Here is a 16,339-nt window from a genome sequence, read left to right as displayed (position 1 = left end):
CTCTCTCCTCGGCGTCCCTTCTCCACAGCGTGCCCTCGCCTCAGCAAGGCCACCTGCGCGCGAACTCGTTGGCCGCTGCGTTGGCGTCGGAGCCACCTGGCAGGTGATCGTAGGCCGCGCGCGCTCTCTCGTAATCCGCCTGCGCTTGCCGCTCGGCCGCCTCGTCACCTGCGTCTCTAGCCTCCTGGATGCGCTGCGAGGCGTCCCAGATCGCCGCGTTGACCTGGGTGCTCCGCTCCCTGCCCGCCTGGGTCAGGTGCTGTTCGGCGTTCACCCGCCCCTGAAGGGCCTCGGCGGAGCCAGGAGCGTAGGGCGTCTCCACGGCGCGCTGGGCCACCTCGAAAGGCACGCCGGTCATGGTCACCAGGTCCTCCGCCGTGACTGGCGTGGACGCCGCTCCCAGATCCGTGGCGCTCGCCTCGCTCTCCCTTCCGGGCGTGGGCTGCCGACCGGCGCGCTCCCGGAGCGCGCTCACCGTCTGCTCGGCATGCATCAACTCGTGGTACGTGGCCTCTTTCATCGTCCAGTCGTTGAAGGGGCCGGTGAACGTTTCTGCCGGCAGGCCGATCAGCCAGCTACTCTGGTTCCAGTAAGCTCCCACGCCTGGCTGGTTGGAGAACAGCTCCAGGGTCGGAGGGGGCATGCCCAGCCTGTTGAAGTGCTCCGCGATGGCCGCCTCGTACCGCGCCTGCCGCTCTTCCGGGGTGAGGTCTTCCCAGACGCTCTTCAGGGCACACATGTCTCTGCCGTACCCGGCCATGGCCTCGGGGCTCGCAAAGCCCACCCGCGCGATCCCGATGCGCACGTTGCGCGATCCGCCATTGATCCGGTTCGGCGCGCTCGCGCCGTTGCTCTCCAGGAAATCGGAGGCTCGCACCGCGCGCTGGTTGTTGATGAGGACCCGGGTCGACCCGACGTACACCACCTCGCGGTGGTGCTCCGGGCATTCGTGCTGATCGATCTCCGCGCGCCAGGCGCGCCGGTCGTTGATGAGCACGTTGGGCGAGCCGGGACCGGACGAGAGACCCGCCTTCACGTGCTCGGTGACGGAGCCGACCGTCGCAGCTCGCTCAGTCATCGGTGGGATCCTCGTCGCAGTTCAGCTTGATGATGCCGTCCGTCTTGACCACCGCGTGACGGACCGCCTTGATCACCGTGTCGCGCTTCGTCCTGATCTGCACGTTGCGCCGCGCCTTGAGCCAGGCCTCCTTTTCGGAACCCAGGCTGAGGTCGTCACGCGCGTTGACGTGCACGGGTCCTTGCGTGGACCGAATCCGCACGCTCCGCTTTCCCCGCAGGAACGTGTGCTTCTTCCCCTTCACGTAGATCATGTCGGCCGAGAGCGTGATCTTCGCCCCCTCCATGGTGATCTTCGCGCCGGCTCCGGTGGAGAAGACGATCTTCTTGTGCTTCACCAGCATCGAGGTGGCGCTCTCCGGGAGCGATTCTCCCGGAGGCGCCACCATGACCACGTGCGTCTCGCCCACCATCGTCGAGTCGACGCCCCCGATCTGCGCGGACCGGTTCACCCCGACCACGATGTTCCGGCTCACCCCGGTCACCTCGCGCTCGCTCACCTTGACGTGCTTCGTCAGGTTCTTGCCGATGGTGATGTCCTCGTTGTTCTTGACCACCTTCGTCCGATCGTGCCCCACGGTGATGGTCTCGTCGTTCTTCACGAGCTTGGACAGGTTGCGCTCGGCCTGGATGCGCACCAGCTCCTGCCCGGCGGCGTCCTCGAACATGATCTCGTTGTAGCCACCGGTCTTGTTCGTGGAGCTGCTCTTCCAGCCGCTCTGCGTCTTGCTGGCCGGCAGCTTGTAGGGCACCTTCTGCAGGTTGGTGAACAGCCGCCCCACGATGACGGGCCGGTCGGGATCGCCGCCCAGGAACTCCACGAGCACCTCTTGGCCGACGCGCGGCAGGTTGATGCCGCCGAACCCGGAGCCTCCCCAGGGCTGGCTCACGTGGATCCAGCAGGAACTCTGCTCATCCATCTGGCTCTCCCGGTCCCAGTGGAAATGCACCCGCACCCGCCCGAATTCGTCGGTGTGGATCTCCTCGTCGCGCGGCCCCACCACCGTCGCGCTCTCGGCCCCGAGCGCGCGGGGCTTCGGGGTGGAGAGCGGCGGCCGGTACGCGAGGTCGCCGCTGCGCGCTTCACAGCGCTGGGTCCAGGCGCCCACGGACGTCCCTTCGAGCGTCGTCTCCACGACGAGCAGTTTGTGGCTGGGATCCAGATCGGGGCGGGGGTGCTCCTCCATGCTCATCACCACCCCCGGGGCGAGGTCGAGCGCGTTGGTCTCGAAGGTGCACACCCTGGCGCTCGCGCGCTTCGCCTCCAGCCGTTTCTGCGCGAGCAGCGCGGCCTCGGCGTCGTCCACCCGGGTCTTGCCGCGGTCGTCGGCGCTCGGCGTGGCGTCACCCTTGTCGGTGCCGAACAGGAAGGCGCCCGGCGTGTAGTGATAGCGCTCCAGCCGCTTCTCCACCGCGACGCTTGACGCCTCGGCGCTGGAGAGCGGCTGATTGGTGGGGTGGCGGCGGTAATCGTGGTCGCGCATGATGTAGCGCCCCGGCCGCACCTGCTGCGCCACCCGGACGCGGGTGAGGTGCTCCCCGTGCTGCAGGGAGACGTCGTCCCTGAACGGGATCGCCGGCTCCCGTCGCTCCTCCCGGTGGGGCGCGTCCGAGAGCACGAACTCCGTCGTGCCGTCACCCGCGGGCGCGAAGTAGAAGGAGATGCCCGCGTCCTCGAGCAACCGGCAGAGAAACGTGTAATCGGACTCCGCGTACTGCACGCGGTACTTCCGCTTCTTGTACGAGGAGGTCACCTTGACGCGCGTGGGGATGCTCCACTCGTCGAGGAGCAGGAGCGCGATGTCGAGCTCCGAGAGCTGCTGAAACATCCTGTGGTTGCGGCGCTGGGTGGCGAGCCACAGCTCGGGGACGAGGGTAAGCCGGTACGTGGAGAGCCCCTCCTGTTCGGCGCCGACCTGCTCGATGTGGCGATAGAGGCCGGTCCAGGAGCGCTCGTGGCTCCCCGAGCGGAGCTGAAATCGTCCCGGGCTGCCCAGCACGGTGTCGAAGTCGATGGCTTCGTTGTCGCTCAGCACCACCAGGGTGATGGCGAACAGGGAAGACATGCTCTCCTGGACGGAGAACTCCCGGACATCAATGGCGTCGCTGGATCCTATCGACGCGTGCATGTTCCCGGAGGTGCCGGGAGCCAGGTGCGTGGAGGCCATGGGGTCCCTCGGGTTCGCGCGGTTTCAGAAAGCGACGCTTACTGTCCAGGAGGCATCCGACTGCGTCAACGACATTGACCGTGACGCAGGGCGTCCTGGAGTGACGGAATCCTCCAGCGCCTGGGCGCACGGCGAGGACAGGCGTCGGCGCCTCCTCACCACCCGCGGCCCCTTCAGGATGCGCGGCTCGACGCCACCTCCGCCCCGCGCTCTCCCGGATGCCACCTCCGGCCCTGCGTGCCCTTCCCCCTCATGCGCGCCCTCCAGCGGCTTTCGCCCCCACGCGCCGAGCCCTCGCGCCGACCATTTCGGCCGCTTCCGCCCTCGCGGCTCACACGCTCCGAGCATCCTGCAATCACCTTCATTTCCGGCGCTCCGTCGGGCACGTCGCCATTGGCGCACCCCGCGTGCCACCCGGCCTCGGCTTGACAGTCCCTCGCTGCCGCATCATTTAATCACCCGGGTGCGCTGCAGTGGCCGCCCGTGAGTCCACGACGATTGGTATGCGGGGGCCATGCTCCTCATACCAATCTTCGTATGCTCTTGATGCGCTAAAAAAGGAAGAACGGTATCACCATGATCAATCAATTCGGCAATGTGCGCGCCAACCTGAACGAGATCCTCGACCAGGCTCGCAACGACGCTTCTTTCTGCGAGGAGCTGCAGACGCACGGCTTGCCCGCCAATGACGTGGGCGGCGAGGACGAGGGCTGCCTCGCCCCGAAGTGCCTCCTGGCCAGCCTCCTCTGACGCTATCGACCGGGCGCGCCCCCTCGGGGGCGCACCTGGATATGCGTCGACGTTTTTCGACGTCCCTCGACGTTTCTCGACGTCCCTCGACGTCCCTCGACGTTTCTCGACGTCCCTCGACGACGTCTCTCGCTGCGACCTCCACCTCTCGCTCCTCGCGCCCTGTACGGGCGCCCCGCCCATGAACCTTGCATCGAGTGCGTCAAAGCCAGGCTCGCCGCCCACGGACCCTCTCTTCGACCTTGTCTCGTCCTCGTGTCTCGCGTTGCATGCGCGTGCCACCGGAAGGCGGCCGAGCTGCGACGGAGGGCCGGAGGACCCCTGGATCCGCGTCCTCCACGACGGCGGCAACGCCACACCCGAGCAGGGATGGAAGCTTCACCTCTCGGCCACCGTCGCCTCCGCGGAGGAGATCCTCCGCCGCGCCCTGCCCGTCCTCCTCGCCGAGGAGGCGGTCTTCAAGGTCGCCGGGTCCCTGGCGACGCTCACCGCCCTCAACCAGGGCGACAGCGGACTCGCACAGGTCGGCAAGTTCGTCACCGTCTACCCGCGCGACGATGACCAGGCCGTGCGCCTCGCGGCCCGCCTCGACGAGGTCACCCGCGGCCTCCCCGGCCCCGCCATTCCCTCCGATCGCGCCCTCCGCCCCGGCAGCCGGGTCTTCTACCGCTATGGCAGCTACGGCCAGCGCGCGCTCCAGCTCCCCACCGGCGAACTCGTCCCCGCCATGAAGGCCCCGGACGGCCAGCTCGTCCCGGACCGACGCCCCACCGCGTACGCCTCACCAGCGTGGGCCGTCGACCCCTTCGTCGCCGCCGGCGTCGCCCCCGAGCTCCCGCGCGCCACCGCCACCCGCGTCATCGCTGGCCGCTACGTCCCCGCCGCGACCCTCCACCGCTCCCCGCGCAGCACCGTGCTCCTCGCCCTGGATCTCAAGGCGTACCGCCGCTGCGTCCTCAAGCGCGTCGAGCGCTGGGACGCGGCTCGCCTCCGCCACGAGGCCGACGTCCTCCGCCGCCTCGGCCCCGACCCTGGCTTCCCTGCCCTCCACGACATCCTCGAAGACGACGAGCACCTCCACCTCGTCCTCGAAGACCTCGCCGGCGAGACCCTCACCACCCACGTCCAGCGCGACGCCGCCCGCGGCATCTTCGCGCCCCCCGAGCGCCTCGTCGCCCTCGGGCGCGCCCTCGCCGCCCTCCTCGGCAAGCTCCACGCCGCAGGCCTCGCCCACGGCGACCTCAAGTCGAGCAACGTCCTCCTCGGCAGCGATCCCGCAGAGATCCGCCTCATCGACTTCGAGATGGCCCACGGCCCCAGCCTCCCCGCGCTCCTCTCCCACGGACGCGGCACCCGCGGCTACCGCTCCCCCGCGCAGATCGCGGGCGCGCTTCCCTCTCCCGCCGACGACATCCACGCCCTCGGCGCCCTGCTCTACTTCGTCGCCACCGGCGCCGAGCCCGCCGAGGGCCCCCGCGATGCCCCGCTCCACGGCCGCCCCCCCGAGGTCCTCAACCCCGCCTTGCCGCCCGCCCTGTGCGCCGTCATCACCCGCTGCCTCGCGCCCGATCCCCGCGCCCGCTTCGCCACCGCCGCCGACGTCTCCGCCGCCCTCGCCGACGCCCTCCTCCCGCCCTCGCTCCGCGCCCGCGCCGCCGCGCGCCCCGCATTTCCCACATCCATCCTCTGTCCTGCTCCCACTGAGGTCCTCGCCTTCCTCCGCCACCCTCCGGACGCCCACCCTTCGGACGCCGAGGAGGTCTTCCCCCACCCCGTCTACCCCGAGGTCCTCCCGCCTCCCGCGTCTGACGCCCCGCCTGCCTCGTATATCGCCCCCCTGCCCTCCTTGCCCTCCGCCCGTCCCGTGCGCGCCGAGGCGCTCGATCTGGCCTGGCAGCTCGCCGATACCCTCGTCCACGCCGCCGCCCCCGCCCCCGCCCCCGCGCCCGCGCCCCAGGACGGCCTCTTCTGGCCCGACCTCCACCCCGCGGCCCACGGCCTCCCCTCGCGCGACATCGGCCACGGCACCGCCGGCATCGTCCTCGCCCTCGCCGCCCTGACCACCGCCTTCGGCGTCACCGCGCACCGCGCCACCCTCGCCCGCGCCGCGATGGGCCTCCTCCATGCGCCTCGCCCCGAGGGGCCTCCCGCCGCCGGCCTGTACCTCGGCGAAGCGGGCGTCGGCACGGCCCTCCTCGCCGCCGGCCGCGCCCTCGACGACCCTTCCCTGTGCGCCGCCGCCGAGGCGCGAGGCCGCTTCATCGCCACGTTGCCCTTCGTTTCCCCCGATCTCTACAACGGCGCCGCTGGCCGCCTGCGCTTCCACCTCTGGCTCTGGACCGCAACCGGCCGCGAGGAGCACCTCGACGCCGCCCTCCGCGCCGGCGCCCACCTGCTCACCGTCGCCGAGCGCGACGACGAGGGCTACGCCCGCTGGACCTCCCTCGAAGCCTCTGGCCGCCAGAGCTGCACCCCGCAGCTCGGCTACGCCCACGGCGCGGCCGGCATCGCCGACTGCCTGCTCGACCTCGCCGAAGCGAGCGGTGAGACCCACTTCCTGGAAGCCGCGCGGGGTGCTGCACGCTGGCTGACCGCGCAGGCCGTCCCTGCCCTCGCCGACGGGAGCGGGCGCGCCTGGCCGGTGGTCGAGAACGGACCGCCGCACGACGCGCACTGGTGCCACGGCGCCACGGGAATCGGGCGGTTCTTCCTGCACGCGGCGGCCTGCAACCTGCTGCCGAGCGCGGGGGACATGGCGGCGCGCGCAGCCCGCACCGTGGCGCGGGGGGCGCGGTGGATCGGTCCCTCGCAGTGCCACGGGCTCGCGGGCAACGTGGAGTTTCTCGTCGACATGTTCCAGGAGACGGCAGACGCGACCTACCTCGCAGACGCGGCGGTGCTGTTCCGCCTGCTCCAGGCCTTCGCGGACGAGCACGAAGGCCGGCGCCTCTGGCAGGCCGATCGGCCGGGGGTCAGGGTACCGGCGTTCCAGGTGGGCTACGCGGGCGTCGCGGCGTGCCTGCTCAGGCTCGGGGATCCAGCGGCAGCGCCGCACCTCCTGAGCGGGCGGGCATTCGGAGGGCCTGCACGGATGACCCGGCGGCGCGCGTGGGTCGCCTGAACGCCTGAACGGAGGCGGTGCGCCTCAAGGTCGCGACAGGTGACTACGGGGTCGTCTTCTCACCTCGATGCAGCGCCACGAACGCGCGCAAGCCAAGGCTCACCTCCGGGAGGCTGGGGAGCGTGACGTGGTCGACGGTTCGACCTCCGGCCCCGGTCTTCAGCCTGTGGTTGACGCCAGGTCCCGTCCTCGGGCCCGGCGTGAAAGGACTGCCGCTGACCCTGGCGAAGTCGATGTCCACGGGCACCCAGCCCCACCTGAGCGCGGCGATCCCCTCGCCACGCTCGTCGTGCTGGTAGTAGTTGACCCAGGAAACGACGTTCGCGGGGAGCGGCACGTCGATGGCGCTGTTGCCGAGCTCCACGGGATCGATGCCCGCCAGCGCGACCCTGATGTGGTCGTACTTCCGGTCCCTCGCCAGCAATGAAGCGACGACGACCGCAGCGCGTCCCCCCATGCTGTAGCCGAACAGGACGAGCGTCGCTGGCGCGCGGTCCTTCGTGCTCCCGCCCTCCAGGTAATGCGCATCGATGGCCGAGAGGATGGGAAAGGTCCAGTGCAAGCTCTCGGGGGTATTGCCTGGACCGTTGAACATCTGCCCGCCCACCTCGTCCGCGAGCGCCTTCAACTCCGCATTCACGTAGCCTTCTCCGGTGGGCCCTGCTCCGTAGATCCCGAGGACGAGGGGAGGCCGTCCGGGCGATGTCGTGCCTGCGCGATCCCCCGGCTGAAAGCCCGCGCCCGCGGTCCCTTCCGCGCGCCCATCCGCGGGGAACCCGGCAGACATGAGCCTGGCCTCGATGCGCGCCGCGAGGAGGAAGCCAAGGCTCGCCCACATCACGGCGCGCCAGGGAACGCGACGAAGGGTGCGGGTCGCCTGACGCTTCGCCTGTGGAGAGGCGATGTTCGTCTCGTCATTCATGTGCATGAAGAGACGTGCCGATCGACGTGGGCAGGCGAAAGCCGAAGAACGGCGGGCGCATGCAGACCGTGCCTGGCGCGTCGATCACGGGGGGCAGGATGTCGTCGAAGTCGAGATTGGCGCAGACGAGCCAGACGGTGATGTCGCGCTCCGTGTGGAGGTGACGGGCGATGCGCCACGCCTCGACCAGGTTGTGGACGGCGAGGACGTCGCGGTCGAGGGCGAGATCTGCAGCGCTCATGGCGATGCGGATCACGATCGGTCCCGAGCCATCGGCGAGCTGCTCCCGCGGCTCCTGCACCTCGCCGAAGATGCGGAAGCGCGATTCCATGGTCTGCGTGAGGCGGACGCAGACGGCCCCGAGGAGGTCCTCGGCGAACTGCGGATCTCGTTCGAGAGGCACCGCTCTCGGCGATTGCAGGAACCGCGCGAGCCGTTCCTGGCTGCCCGGTAGGGCGGAGGGGAGCACCGCGTCAAGCTGCGGGTCGTGGCGGCTGGCCAGACGGAGCGCCGCCTGGACGCACGGAAGCTCCGAGAGGGGCGAGGCTTGCGTCCTCACCCGCGGCTGCAGCGCGGCGACCGCGGCTGCACGCACGTTGCCCTCCTCGTCGCGCAACGCTGCGCGAAGGAGCGGTCGGGACTCGGCGTCCGACGACAGCGCACCCACCGCCGCTGCGCGCACATCGCCGTCCTCGTCGCGCAGCGCTTCACGGAGCTGCGCGCGGAACTCAGGGTCCGGCGGAAGCGCGCCGAAAGCCGCTGCGCGCACATCGCCGTCCTCGTCGCGCAGCGCTTCGCGAATCAGCGGTCGCGACTCTGGGTCCGACGACAGCGCCTTCACCGCCGCCGCGCGCACGATCGCGTCCTTGTCGCGCAGCGCTTCACGGAGCTGCGGCCGGGACTCGGCGTCCGACGACAGGGCCTCCACCGCCGCCGCACGCACATTCCACCACTCGTCGCGCAGAGCCTCGCGAAGCTGCGGTCGGGACTCGGCGTCCGACGCCAGCGCACCCACCGCCGCCCTGCGCACGATCCACCACAGGTCTCCGAGCGCTTCGCGGAGCTGCGCTCGGGACTCTGGGTCCGACGCCAGCGCCTCCACCGCTGCCGCGCGCACTCTCCACGCCTCGTGGCGCAACGCTGCGCGGAGCTGCGGTCGAGACGCCGGGGCCAGCGCCAGCGCACAGAACGCCCTCGCGCGCAGATCCGCCATCTCGCTGCACAGTGTTTCGCGGAGTTGCGTTCGGGACTCTGGGTCCGACGACAGCGCTCGCGCCGCTGCCAGCTCCACCCTCCACCACCCGTCGCGCAGGGCTTCGCGAATTCGTGGTCGGGACTCTGGATCCGACCACAGAGCGCCCACCGCCGCCGCGCGCACGCCCCACCCCTCGTCGCACAGCGCCTGGCGAAGCAGCGGGACTGCCCCTGGATCCAGGGCGAGTGCACCGACCGCCGCCTCGCGCACGCTCCGGTTCTCGTCGCGCATCGCTTCGCGGAGCTGTGGGATGGCCTCCGGATCCGAGGCCAGCGCGCGCACCGCTGCTGCCCTGACCCGGAAGTTACGGCCGCCTGCCAGAGCGATCACCTCCGCGACGGTCGCCCCCCGCCTCGCGAGCGCCGCTCCGACCCGCGCGGCCTGCCGCTCGGACGGTGGCCTGCGCAGCCCTTCCAGGCCGGCTGCCCACCCGAGGAGCAGCGCCTCCGTGCCCAGCGCGCCCCTCCCCTCCAGGAGCGGCGCCAGCACCTTCCGGTCCTCCGGCCCGAGCGCCGCCCCCAGCACCTGGAACCCGCGCTCCGCCTCCACCCCGAGCCGCTGCTCCGCCTCTCCGAACCTCCCCGACGGCTGCATCCACCGCCGCACCACCTCCTCCAGCACCCGCCGCGCAAAGGCCCTGTCCACCCCCGCCCCGGGCGCGTCACTCAGCGCCACGGCCTGTAGCAAGAGCCTCAGCAGCCGGTGGTCCCAGGTGTCGTCCGCTTCCGCCGCCTCCAGGGCGCGCTCCAGCGCTTCCCGCCCCCCGCGCGCCACCGCCAGCGCCTTCGCATCCACCGGAGGCGCCGTCGTGCTGCGGAGCCCCTGCAACACCTCTTCGAACTCCTGAATGCTCTGCGCCATCAACTTCCCCCGACGCCTTCCACCCTCTCACATCCCCGACCCCGCAGGACCAGAACCGAGGTCATCCTCCACCCTGCCCTTCGCGTCCCCCGACCTCCACGGCGGCGCCGCGCCCGCGTCGCCTGAGCAACGAGGCATGTCTCGCTGCATGGCGCGCGCTTTTCTCGCGTAAGGTGGGTAGCGGAGCAGGCCACAGGGATCAGACGTACCACGTCCCCGATGCCGTCAAGACGGATGGGCGAATCCGCAGAAAACCGATCTGGGACAGCCACGGACGACGATCTGGAGTCTGTACCGGAGGACCGGATCGCGGAGATCATCGCGGGCGTCCTGTACACGTTCGCGCGCCCCGGGCCGCCACACACGCGCGCATCCTCGCGCCTCGGGATGGTGATCGGCGGCCCTTCGGCATGGGCGTGGGAGGTCCAGACGGCTGGATCATCCTCACCGAGCTACGCATCAAGTTCGCGTCGTCGGCCGCCACTCTGGTTCCAGACCTCGCTGGCTGGCGCAAGGAGCGGCTGCCGGTCCTCCCGACGACGGCCACCTTCACGCTGCGGCCGGACTGGGTGTGCGAGATCCTCTCCCGGTCGACGGCGTCGCACGACCGTTTCCGGAAGATGCCGATCTACGCGCGAGAGGGCGTGACGTGGGTGTGGCTCATCGACCCCATGGAACGCTCGCTGGAGGTGCGACGCCTCGGCCCCGACGGGAAGTGGGTCATCGAGACGACGGCCGACGGCAGCCTCACGGTGCGTGCTCCGCCCTTTGAAGAGCTTGAATTCAGCCTTGACCTCCTCTGGGCTGGTCAGTCGGCAGAGCACCACGATCAGGGCGACGGCTAAGAGCCTATCCCAGTAGGGAGGACCGAGCTGGTCGGTCGAGCTGCAAGCAGCGCTAGGCGCGACGAGGAGGCCTACTGACTCATGCCGGTGTGGCGTAGGGCGACTGGAAGGGCTCCAGGAACAGCCCTCCTGCGTGCGCCACGTCGCGCACCCGTCCCGTCAGGTCTCTGCCGGTGAGGTACACGTAGAAGTCGTATCCGAAGTGGATCGCGCACCCGCCATCCTCGGCCTCCAGCCTGCACCAGAAGATCTCCCTGAGGCAGGCCCGGATCAAGGCGGCAAGCTCGCCACGCCTCACGGCCTGGCCTTCCAGGGGAGGTGCTTTCGCCACGTCGCCGGGGAGTCCGGGGTCGCTCCCTGCAGCCTCGACGCCGCAGGCACACAGGATCGGCGCTCCAGCGTCCTCATGGAAGGCCATCACAGTCTCCACGTAGGCCTCCTCCGTGCGCAGGTACGCCTCGACGGTGAGCACCTTCCCTGCCATGGACCGCCCGATGTCGGCGACCGACGTCCACTCCTCAGGAAGATAGTGCCCCGCCGCATTCCGTCGAGAGGGGTCGTACTTCGTCAATCGCCAGCCTTGCATCACCTCGCTTCGAGGTAGCACGCGGAGCTCGAACCATGCTCTCGAGAACGTGCAGAACCTCGTGAGCCTCCAGGTTCGCGCATACGGGTCCAGCGCGCTCGCCAAGGTTCAGTGTGCAAGGTTTTCGAGGTGGCGACGCAGGAACGCCACGCCCTGGTCCACCGCCGCATCCGCCTCCAGCATCCTCCCCACGTTCATCTGGAAGTCCTCTTCGAAAGGCGGTGCGCGCACCACCACACACCCCGGAGGATCTCCGCGGCGAGGGAGGATGCCTTTCACACCCCAGAGGGCGACCCAGGGGCTCCTGTGGAAGGGCCAGCGGCAGACACCCCCAGAGCTTCGCGCGCACGCTCCAGATGCAGGACTGCCTCGCGCACACCGTCGGGCAGCCGCTCCACCACGGCGGCACGGAGGTCCGCCGGCAGGTGCTGCCCGAGGCGCCCCAGCAAAGGCAACAAGCTCCAGATGTCGGTGTCCGGATCACGAAGCACCGCATCGAGCCTCCCGATCAGCTCGGCGCGTAGCTGATCCGGGGAGTTGGCCCAGAGCCGCTCCGCCTCACAGGAGATCAGCAGCTCGATCTCTGCATCGAGAGGGGTGCCGCCGTCATAGGCGGGCAGGCGAAAGCCGAAGAAAGGCGGGCGCATGTACACGGTGCCCGGCTTGTCGAGCGCCGGGGGCACGATGTCGTCGAAGTCGAGATCAGCGCAGACGAGCCAGACGCTGAGGTTGCGTTCTGTCCGGAGGTGCCGAGCGATGCGCCACGCCTCGACGAGGTTGTGGCAGGCGAAGACAGCCCGATCGAGGGCCAGATCGGCAGCGCTCATGGCGATGCGGATCACGATGGGCTCCGAACTGTCGACGAGGCGCTCCAGCGGTTTCTCGACCTCTCCGAAGATGCCGAAGCGCGGTCCCGTCGTCTGCGTGAGCCGGATGCAAACCGCGCCGAGGAGTTCCTCGGCGAACGACATGTCTTTTTCGAGCCGGATCGGTCGTGGCGATTGCAGGAAGCGCCCAAGGCGTTCCTGTCTGGCCAGGGTGGTGGACGGGTTCACCAGGTCAGGCGGCACGGGATGCCTGCCGACGAGGCAAATCGCAGGCTGGACGCATCCGAGTTCTGAAAGCGCCGAGGCTTCTGTCGCGATGCGCCGCTGCAGAGCCGCGATCACCGCCTCTCGCACGGCTTCAGCCGCGTCGCGCAGCGCTTCGCGGAGCAGCGGTCTCGACTCGGGGTCTGATCCCAGCGCAGATACCGCCGCCGCTCGCACGTATTCATCGGCGTCGCGCAGCGCTTCGCGGAGCAGCGGTCTCGACTCGGGGTCAGACCCCAGCGCAGATACCACCGCGACCCTGACCTGAAGACCATTGCCCGCTGCCAGCGCGATCACGTCCGCAACCGTCGCACCGCTCCTGACGAGTGCCGCTCCAACGCGCGAGGCTTCTCGTTCGGAAGGTGGCCGTCGCAGCCCCTCCAGCCGACTTGCCCACGCCAGCAGGAGAGCCTCCGTCCCGAGCGCGCCCCTTCCCTCCAGCAGCGGCTCGAGCATCTCTCGATCGTCATCCGTCAGCCAGGTGCCCAGCGCGCGAAATCCACGCTCTCCGTACGCCGCAAGTTGCTGTTCGGTCTTCCCGAACCGCCCTGAGGGCAGCATGAGGCGCGCGACGAGCACCTTGAGCACGCGCTGCGCGTACGCTCTGTCGATCCCCACCTCTCCTTCGCCGCCCAGCGCTGCGGCCCTCAGCACCAGCCCCAGCAGGCGATGATCCCACGTATCGCCATCTTCCGCCGCGCGTAGCGCCTGCTCCAGGGCCTCTCGCCTTCGCCGCGCCAGCGCCATGGGCAGCACGTCCAGCGTCAGCCTCGACGTGCTGCGGAACCGCTCCAGTTCTTCGTCGAGATCCATGGGGGCGCACGCAGCCAGGAACTCGCCCAGCGACAGGTGCGCGAACCGCAGCCAGGTCGCCCCGGTGAACAGCCCGGACGACACCAGCAAGTCATCCACCTCGCGCCGCCGCACAGCGGCCTCTGGCTGCCCTTCGCGAGGGAGCAGCATCGCACGCGCCAGCACTTCCAGCTTCGCGCGCGCCTCGCGTACTTGTCTGGAGTTTGGATCGAGCCCCCAGCGCGTCGCAGCCCGTCGGATCAAGCTCTCGACCACGTCGTCGTAGAGCGCCAGCGTGGCATGAGGCAGCCTTCGGTTTCGCTGGTACAGCGCGGCCACCAGCGACAGCAGCACGGGAGTCCGTGACCAGACCTCGCCCACAGACAGGGTGCGCAGCTCGCGCAGCAGTCCAGCGATCCAGCTCGCCTTACCAAAGTACCGCTGCAGGAAGACCTCGGTCTCGTTCCCCTGCAAGCCGGTGAGCGTCACCGGCACGAAACCCGCCGCACGCAGCGCTTCGTCCTGCACGTTGGGTCTCGAAGCAATCACCACCCGCGTTCCGGCGCCGAGCGCCGCCATACACGCGGGGAGGCTCGTCTGCACCCGGATCGCAGCCTCGTCGAGCCCGTCGAGCAGCAACTGCACCTTGCCAGCCTCGATGGCGTTGCGAAGCTGCCGCCGGGCCACGGACGCGGTCTCGGGGAGGAGCACCGAGCGCAGGGCGAGCTGCGCAAGCTTGTCGGGCAGCTCCGAGCTGCTCACCTCGAGCTGATCCATCCAGATGGGCGTCCGCTCCGACCTGGCGCTCTGGCACGCCACCCACTTCAGCAGCGTCGATTTGCCCGTACCCGCCGCGCCCCAGACCAGCACCCGTGCCCCCGCCTCGGCCACCGTCTCGGCGTCGAGCTGCATCGTTTCGAGGTGTGCAGGCGCTTCGGCCGTCAGCGCCGTAGCCTCCCGCGCCTCGAACTCCGCCTCGATCTCTTCCTGGTCAGGCCGGTCAGGTTCCCGTGCAACCTCGTCCGCGCGGCGGTTCCGCTTCGGGTCTTCGTGCTCCCGCATCCGCGTCGTGGTGGTCCTCTCCTGGCGCTGCACCTCCATGGCCACGAAGACACGTTCGATGGGCCACTCACGCTCCTCGCCCACGAGCCGCACCTGCCCGGCCACCACCCGGAGTGCCCGCAGGTAGTCCTGGAGGGTCGCGTCGTGCAGCGGACCATCCAGGCCCTGCTCGGCTCGGAAAAGCTTCGCCCCTGGCACCCCCGGCAGGTCATGCTCGCCGAGCACGTCCGCGTCGTGAACCAGTGGCCCTAGCGCCCGCCAGAGCCCCTCCAGCGAGTCGTCGAGACCGCTCACGGTGAGGCCCGCCGTCGCGACGAGAGTCCGGATCCGTGCATCCAGCCACGGATTTGCGCTCGCCAGGGCAGCCACGCGCGCCGACAGCACCTCGGGCGCTTTCACTGCGGGCTCGGGCAGCGCTCCCTCGGGGAACACACACCAGCCGATCGGCCACCTCCCGTCGCCGGAGCTTCTCAAGAATGCGCACGGCCGCGTGTGGCCCACGCTCGTTCCGCCAGAGGGCTTCCACGTCACTGCGCAGACCCGCTGGCACGCCGAAGAAAGGCCCAGCCAGCAGCACGCGCGGACTTGGAACCGCGCGGGCCACCGCGCTCCTCGCGGACCTGACCGGTAAAACGGTTGCCGCCGAGCGCTTCACGGCCGGAGGGGCCAGCGCTTCGAGGAACGGACCGAGCGCTGCGTGATCCAGGCCGTATGGCACCGCGAAGAGGCGCTCCTCCGGCGGATGCAGCTTCTGCACCTCCTCTTCCTCGGCATCGAGGACGAGCCGGTAGTGCCGGTACTCGGAGCCCCCGAACACCTCGCGGCTCCACTGCAGCAGCGCGCCGACGTTGAGATCCTCCAGCCCGGCGCCGCAGCCGACGAACAGCAGCGTCCGCGTCGTGCGCAGGGCGCGTTGCATCGCCTGCGCGTGCTTGTCGCTCACGATCCGATCGTAGGACCGGATCCCCAGGATGATGCTCTCCGGCTGTCGCCAGTGGCCGTGGAGGTGGAGGATCGCCCCGCCCTGCCCCCGGAGGACGTGCTCCACCTGCGGCGCGTCCCGCCAGGTGATCGGGGGCAGGCCCGTCGCCTCCTCCAGGATGTCGTCGTAGTTGGTGGTGAGCAGCGGGATCCCGAGCGCGTGCAGCGCCGCTGGCACTTGCGGATGACGGATGCGCAGCGCCCCCACGGTCTCCCGCAACCAGCGCGCGAACTCCCCACCACCCGGGCCGCCGAGCTTACGGGTGACCTTCTCCGCGGCGGAGATGAGGTCATCAGGGTCCCCGCTCGCGATCTCGGCGCGCACGACTCCCGCCCGCTTCCTGAACTCCGGGTAGAGCTTCTCGCAGCGCGCGACGCCTTCCTCCAGCAACCCGGGCCACGAGGCCACGTTGGGTGTGCGGGCCGGGTCGTAGGTGGCTGCCACCGACACCCCCGACCCCACGATGCACGTCACCCGACCTTCGCGAATACCCTCGCGAATCTCGTCCCTGAGGTCCGCCATCCTCCCACTGGCTTATCCGACCTCGCCCTTCCGGCACAGACGTTCCGCCACCTCGGACGCAGCCTCGTGCCCTGACCGCCTCCATCCTCCTGACCCTCCCTCCTCCCTCCAGCCTCCTGCCTGTCGCTCCTCGCTCCGCCTTCTGGTCTTCAGCCCACGTCTCCCCTCCCGCTCCCCCCGCACCTCTTCCTCCTCTCCCCGCGCCGCCCTCTCTCCTCTCCCCAGCTCTCCCTCCTCCCCCGCCGCCACCCCCCTCCCATCCCGCGGTCCCCGGCTCTCCCATGCGCTGACTCCCCCCGTCCTTC

At 70.1% G+C, this 16,339-nt stretch carries 11 protein-coding genes; 3 read left to right on the top strand and 8 right to left on the bottom strand.

The annotated features are described in order from the left end of the window. Positions 1 to 40: 40 nt before the first annotated feature. Together CAP_RS45865 and CAP_RS30365 are read right to left on the bottom strand one after the other, a co-directional pair. Positions 41 to 1,078, bottom strand: a complete 1,038-nt coding sequence (locus tag CAP_RS45865; RefSeq protein ID WP_052376351.1) for a PAAR domain-containing protein — start codon at positions 1,076 to 1,078, stop codon at positions 41 to 43. Then, positions 1,071 to 3,245 carry a type VI secretion system Vgr family protein gene (locus CAP_RS30365; RefSeq protein ID WP_052376350.1) on the bottom strand — a complete coding sequence of 725 codons (2,175 nt, stop codon included), beginning with the start codon at positions 3,243 to 3,245 and terminating at the stop codon, positions 1,071 to 1,073. The genes CAP_RS45865 and CAP_RS30365 overlap by 8 nt, the downstream gene beginning before the upstream one ends. Before the next feature lie 576 nt (positions 3,246 to 3,821). Here CAP_RS30365 and CAP_RS51135 point away from each other — a divergent pair. Both CAP_RS51135 and CAP_RS55230 read left to right on the top strand, forming a co-directional pair. Beyond that, positions 3,822 to 3,995, top strand: coding sequence for a hypothetical protein (locus CAP_RS51135; protein WP_156041282.1), 174 nt, complete (start codon positions 3,822 to 3,824; stop codon positions 3,993 to 3,995). Positions 3,996 to 4,260: 265 nt separating this feature from the next. Further along, positions 4,261 to 7,116, top strand: coding sequence for a class III lanthionine synthetase LanKC N-terminal domain-containing protein (locus CAP_RS55230; protein WP_044247230.1), 2,856 nt, complete (start codon positions 4,261 to 4,263; stop codon positions 7,114 to 7,116). Positions 7,117 to 7,159: 43 nt separating this feature from the next. On the opposite strand, the gene CAP_RS30355 is transcribed toward CAP_RS55230, so the two are convergent. After that, on the bottom strand, positions 7,160 to 8,038 hold the full coding sequence (locus tag CAP_RS30355; RefSeq protein WP_044247228.1) for a hypothetical protein: 879 nt from the start codon (positions 8,036 to 8,038) through the stop codon (positions 7,160 to 7,162). Then, positions 8,031 to 10,154 (bottom strand): HEAT repeat domain-containing protein, encoded by a 2,124-nt coding sequence (locus CAP_RS30350; protein WP_044247227.1) that lies wholly within the window; start codon positions 10,152 to 10,154, stop codon positions 8,031 to 8,033. The genes CAP_RS30355 and CAP_RS30350 overlap by 8 nt, the downstream gene beginning before the upstream one ends. A gap of 410 nt (positions 10,155 to 10,564) precedes the next feature. Between CAP_RS30350 and CAP_RS30345 the strand changes: the two genes are divergently transcribed. Further along, on the top strand, positions 10,565 to 10,999 hold the full coding sequence (locus CAP_RS30345) for a Uma2 family endonuclease (RefSeq protein WP_231511768.1): 435 nt from the start codon (positions 10,565 to 10,567) through the stop codon (positions 10,997 to 10,999). Positions 11,000 to 11,078: 79 nt separating this feature from the next. Here CAP_RS30345 and CAP_RS30340 read toward each other — a convergent pair whose 3' ends face one another. The 4 genes from CAP_RS30340 to CAP_RS30330 all read right to left on the bottom strand — a co-directional run bounded on the left by CAP_RS30340 (position 11,079) and on the right by CAP_RS30330 (position 16,034). Further along, complete coding sequence (locus CAP_RS30340; RefSeq protein WP_052376349.1) at positions 11,079 to 11,483, bottom strand: hypothetical protein; 405 nt, start codon at positions 11,481 to 11,483, stop codon at positions 11,079 to 11,081. Positions 11,484 to 11,693: 210 nt separating this feature from the next. Then, on the bottom strand, positions 11,694 to 11,816 hold the full coding sequence (locus CAP_RS55225) for a hypothetical protein (protein WP_269324762.1): 123 nt from the start codon (positions 11,814 to 11,816) through the stop codon (positions 11,694 to 11,696). A 44-nt stretch (positions 11,817 to 11,860) separates the two neighbouring features. After that, positions 11,861 to 14,824, bottom strand: coding sequence for an NACHT domain-containing protein (locus CAP_RS30335; protein WP_044247223.1), 2,964 nt, complete (start codon positions 14,822 to 14,824; stop codon positions 11,861 to 11,863). After that, a complete protein-coding gene (locus tag CAP_RS30330; RefSeq protein WP_044247220.1) occupies positions 14,739 to 16,034 on the bottom strand; it encodes an SIR2 family NAD-dependent protein deacylase in 1,296 nt (431 codons plus the stop codon). Before CAP_RS30330 ends, CAP_RS30335 begins: the two co-directional genes overlap by 86 nt. Between the last annotated feature and the right edge of the window lie 305 nt (positions 16,035 to 16,339).

The organism is Chondromyces apiculatus DSM 436 (assembly GCF_000601485.1).
GTDB lineage: Bacteria > Myxococcota_A > Polyangia > Polyangiales > Polyangiaceae > Chondromyces > Chondromyces apiculatus.
Note: the sequence above shows the minus strand (reverse complement) of the source record. Positions and strands in the feature narration are given on the sequence as shown.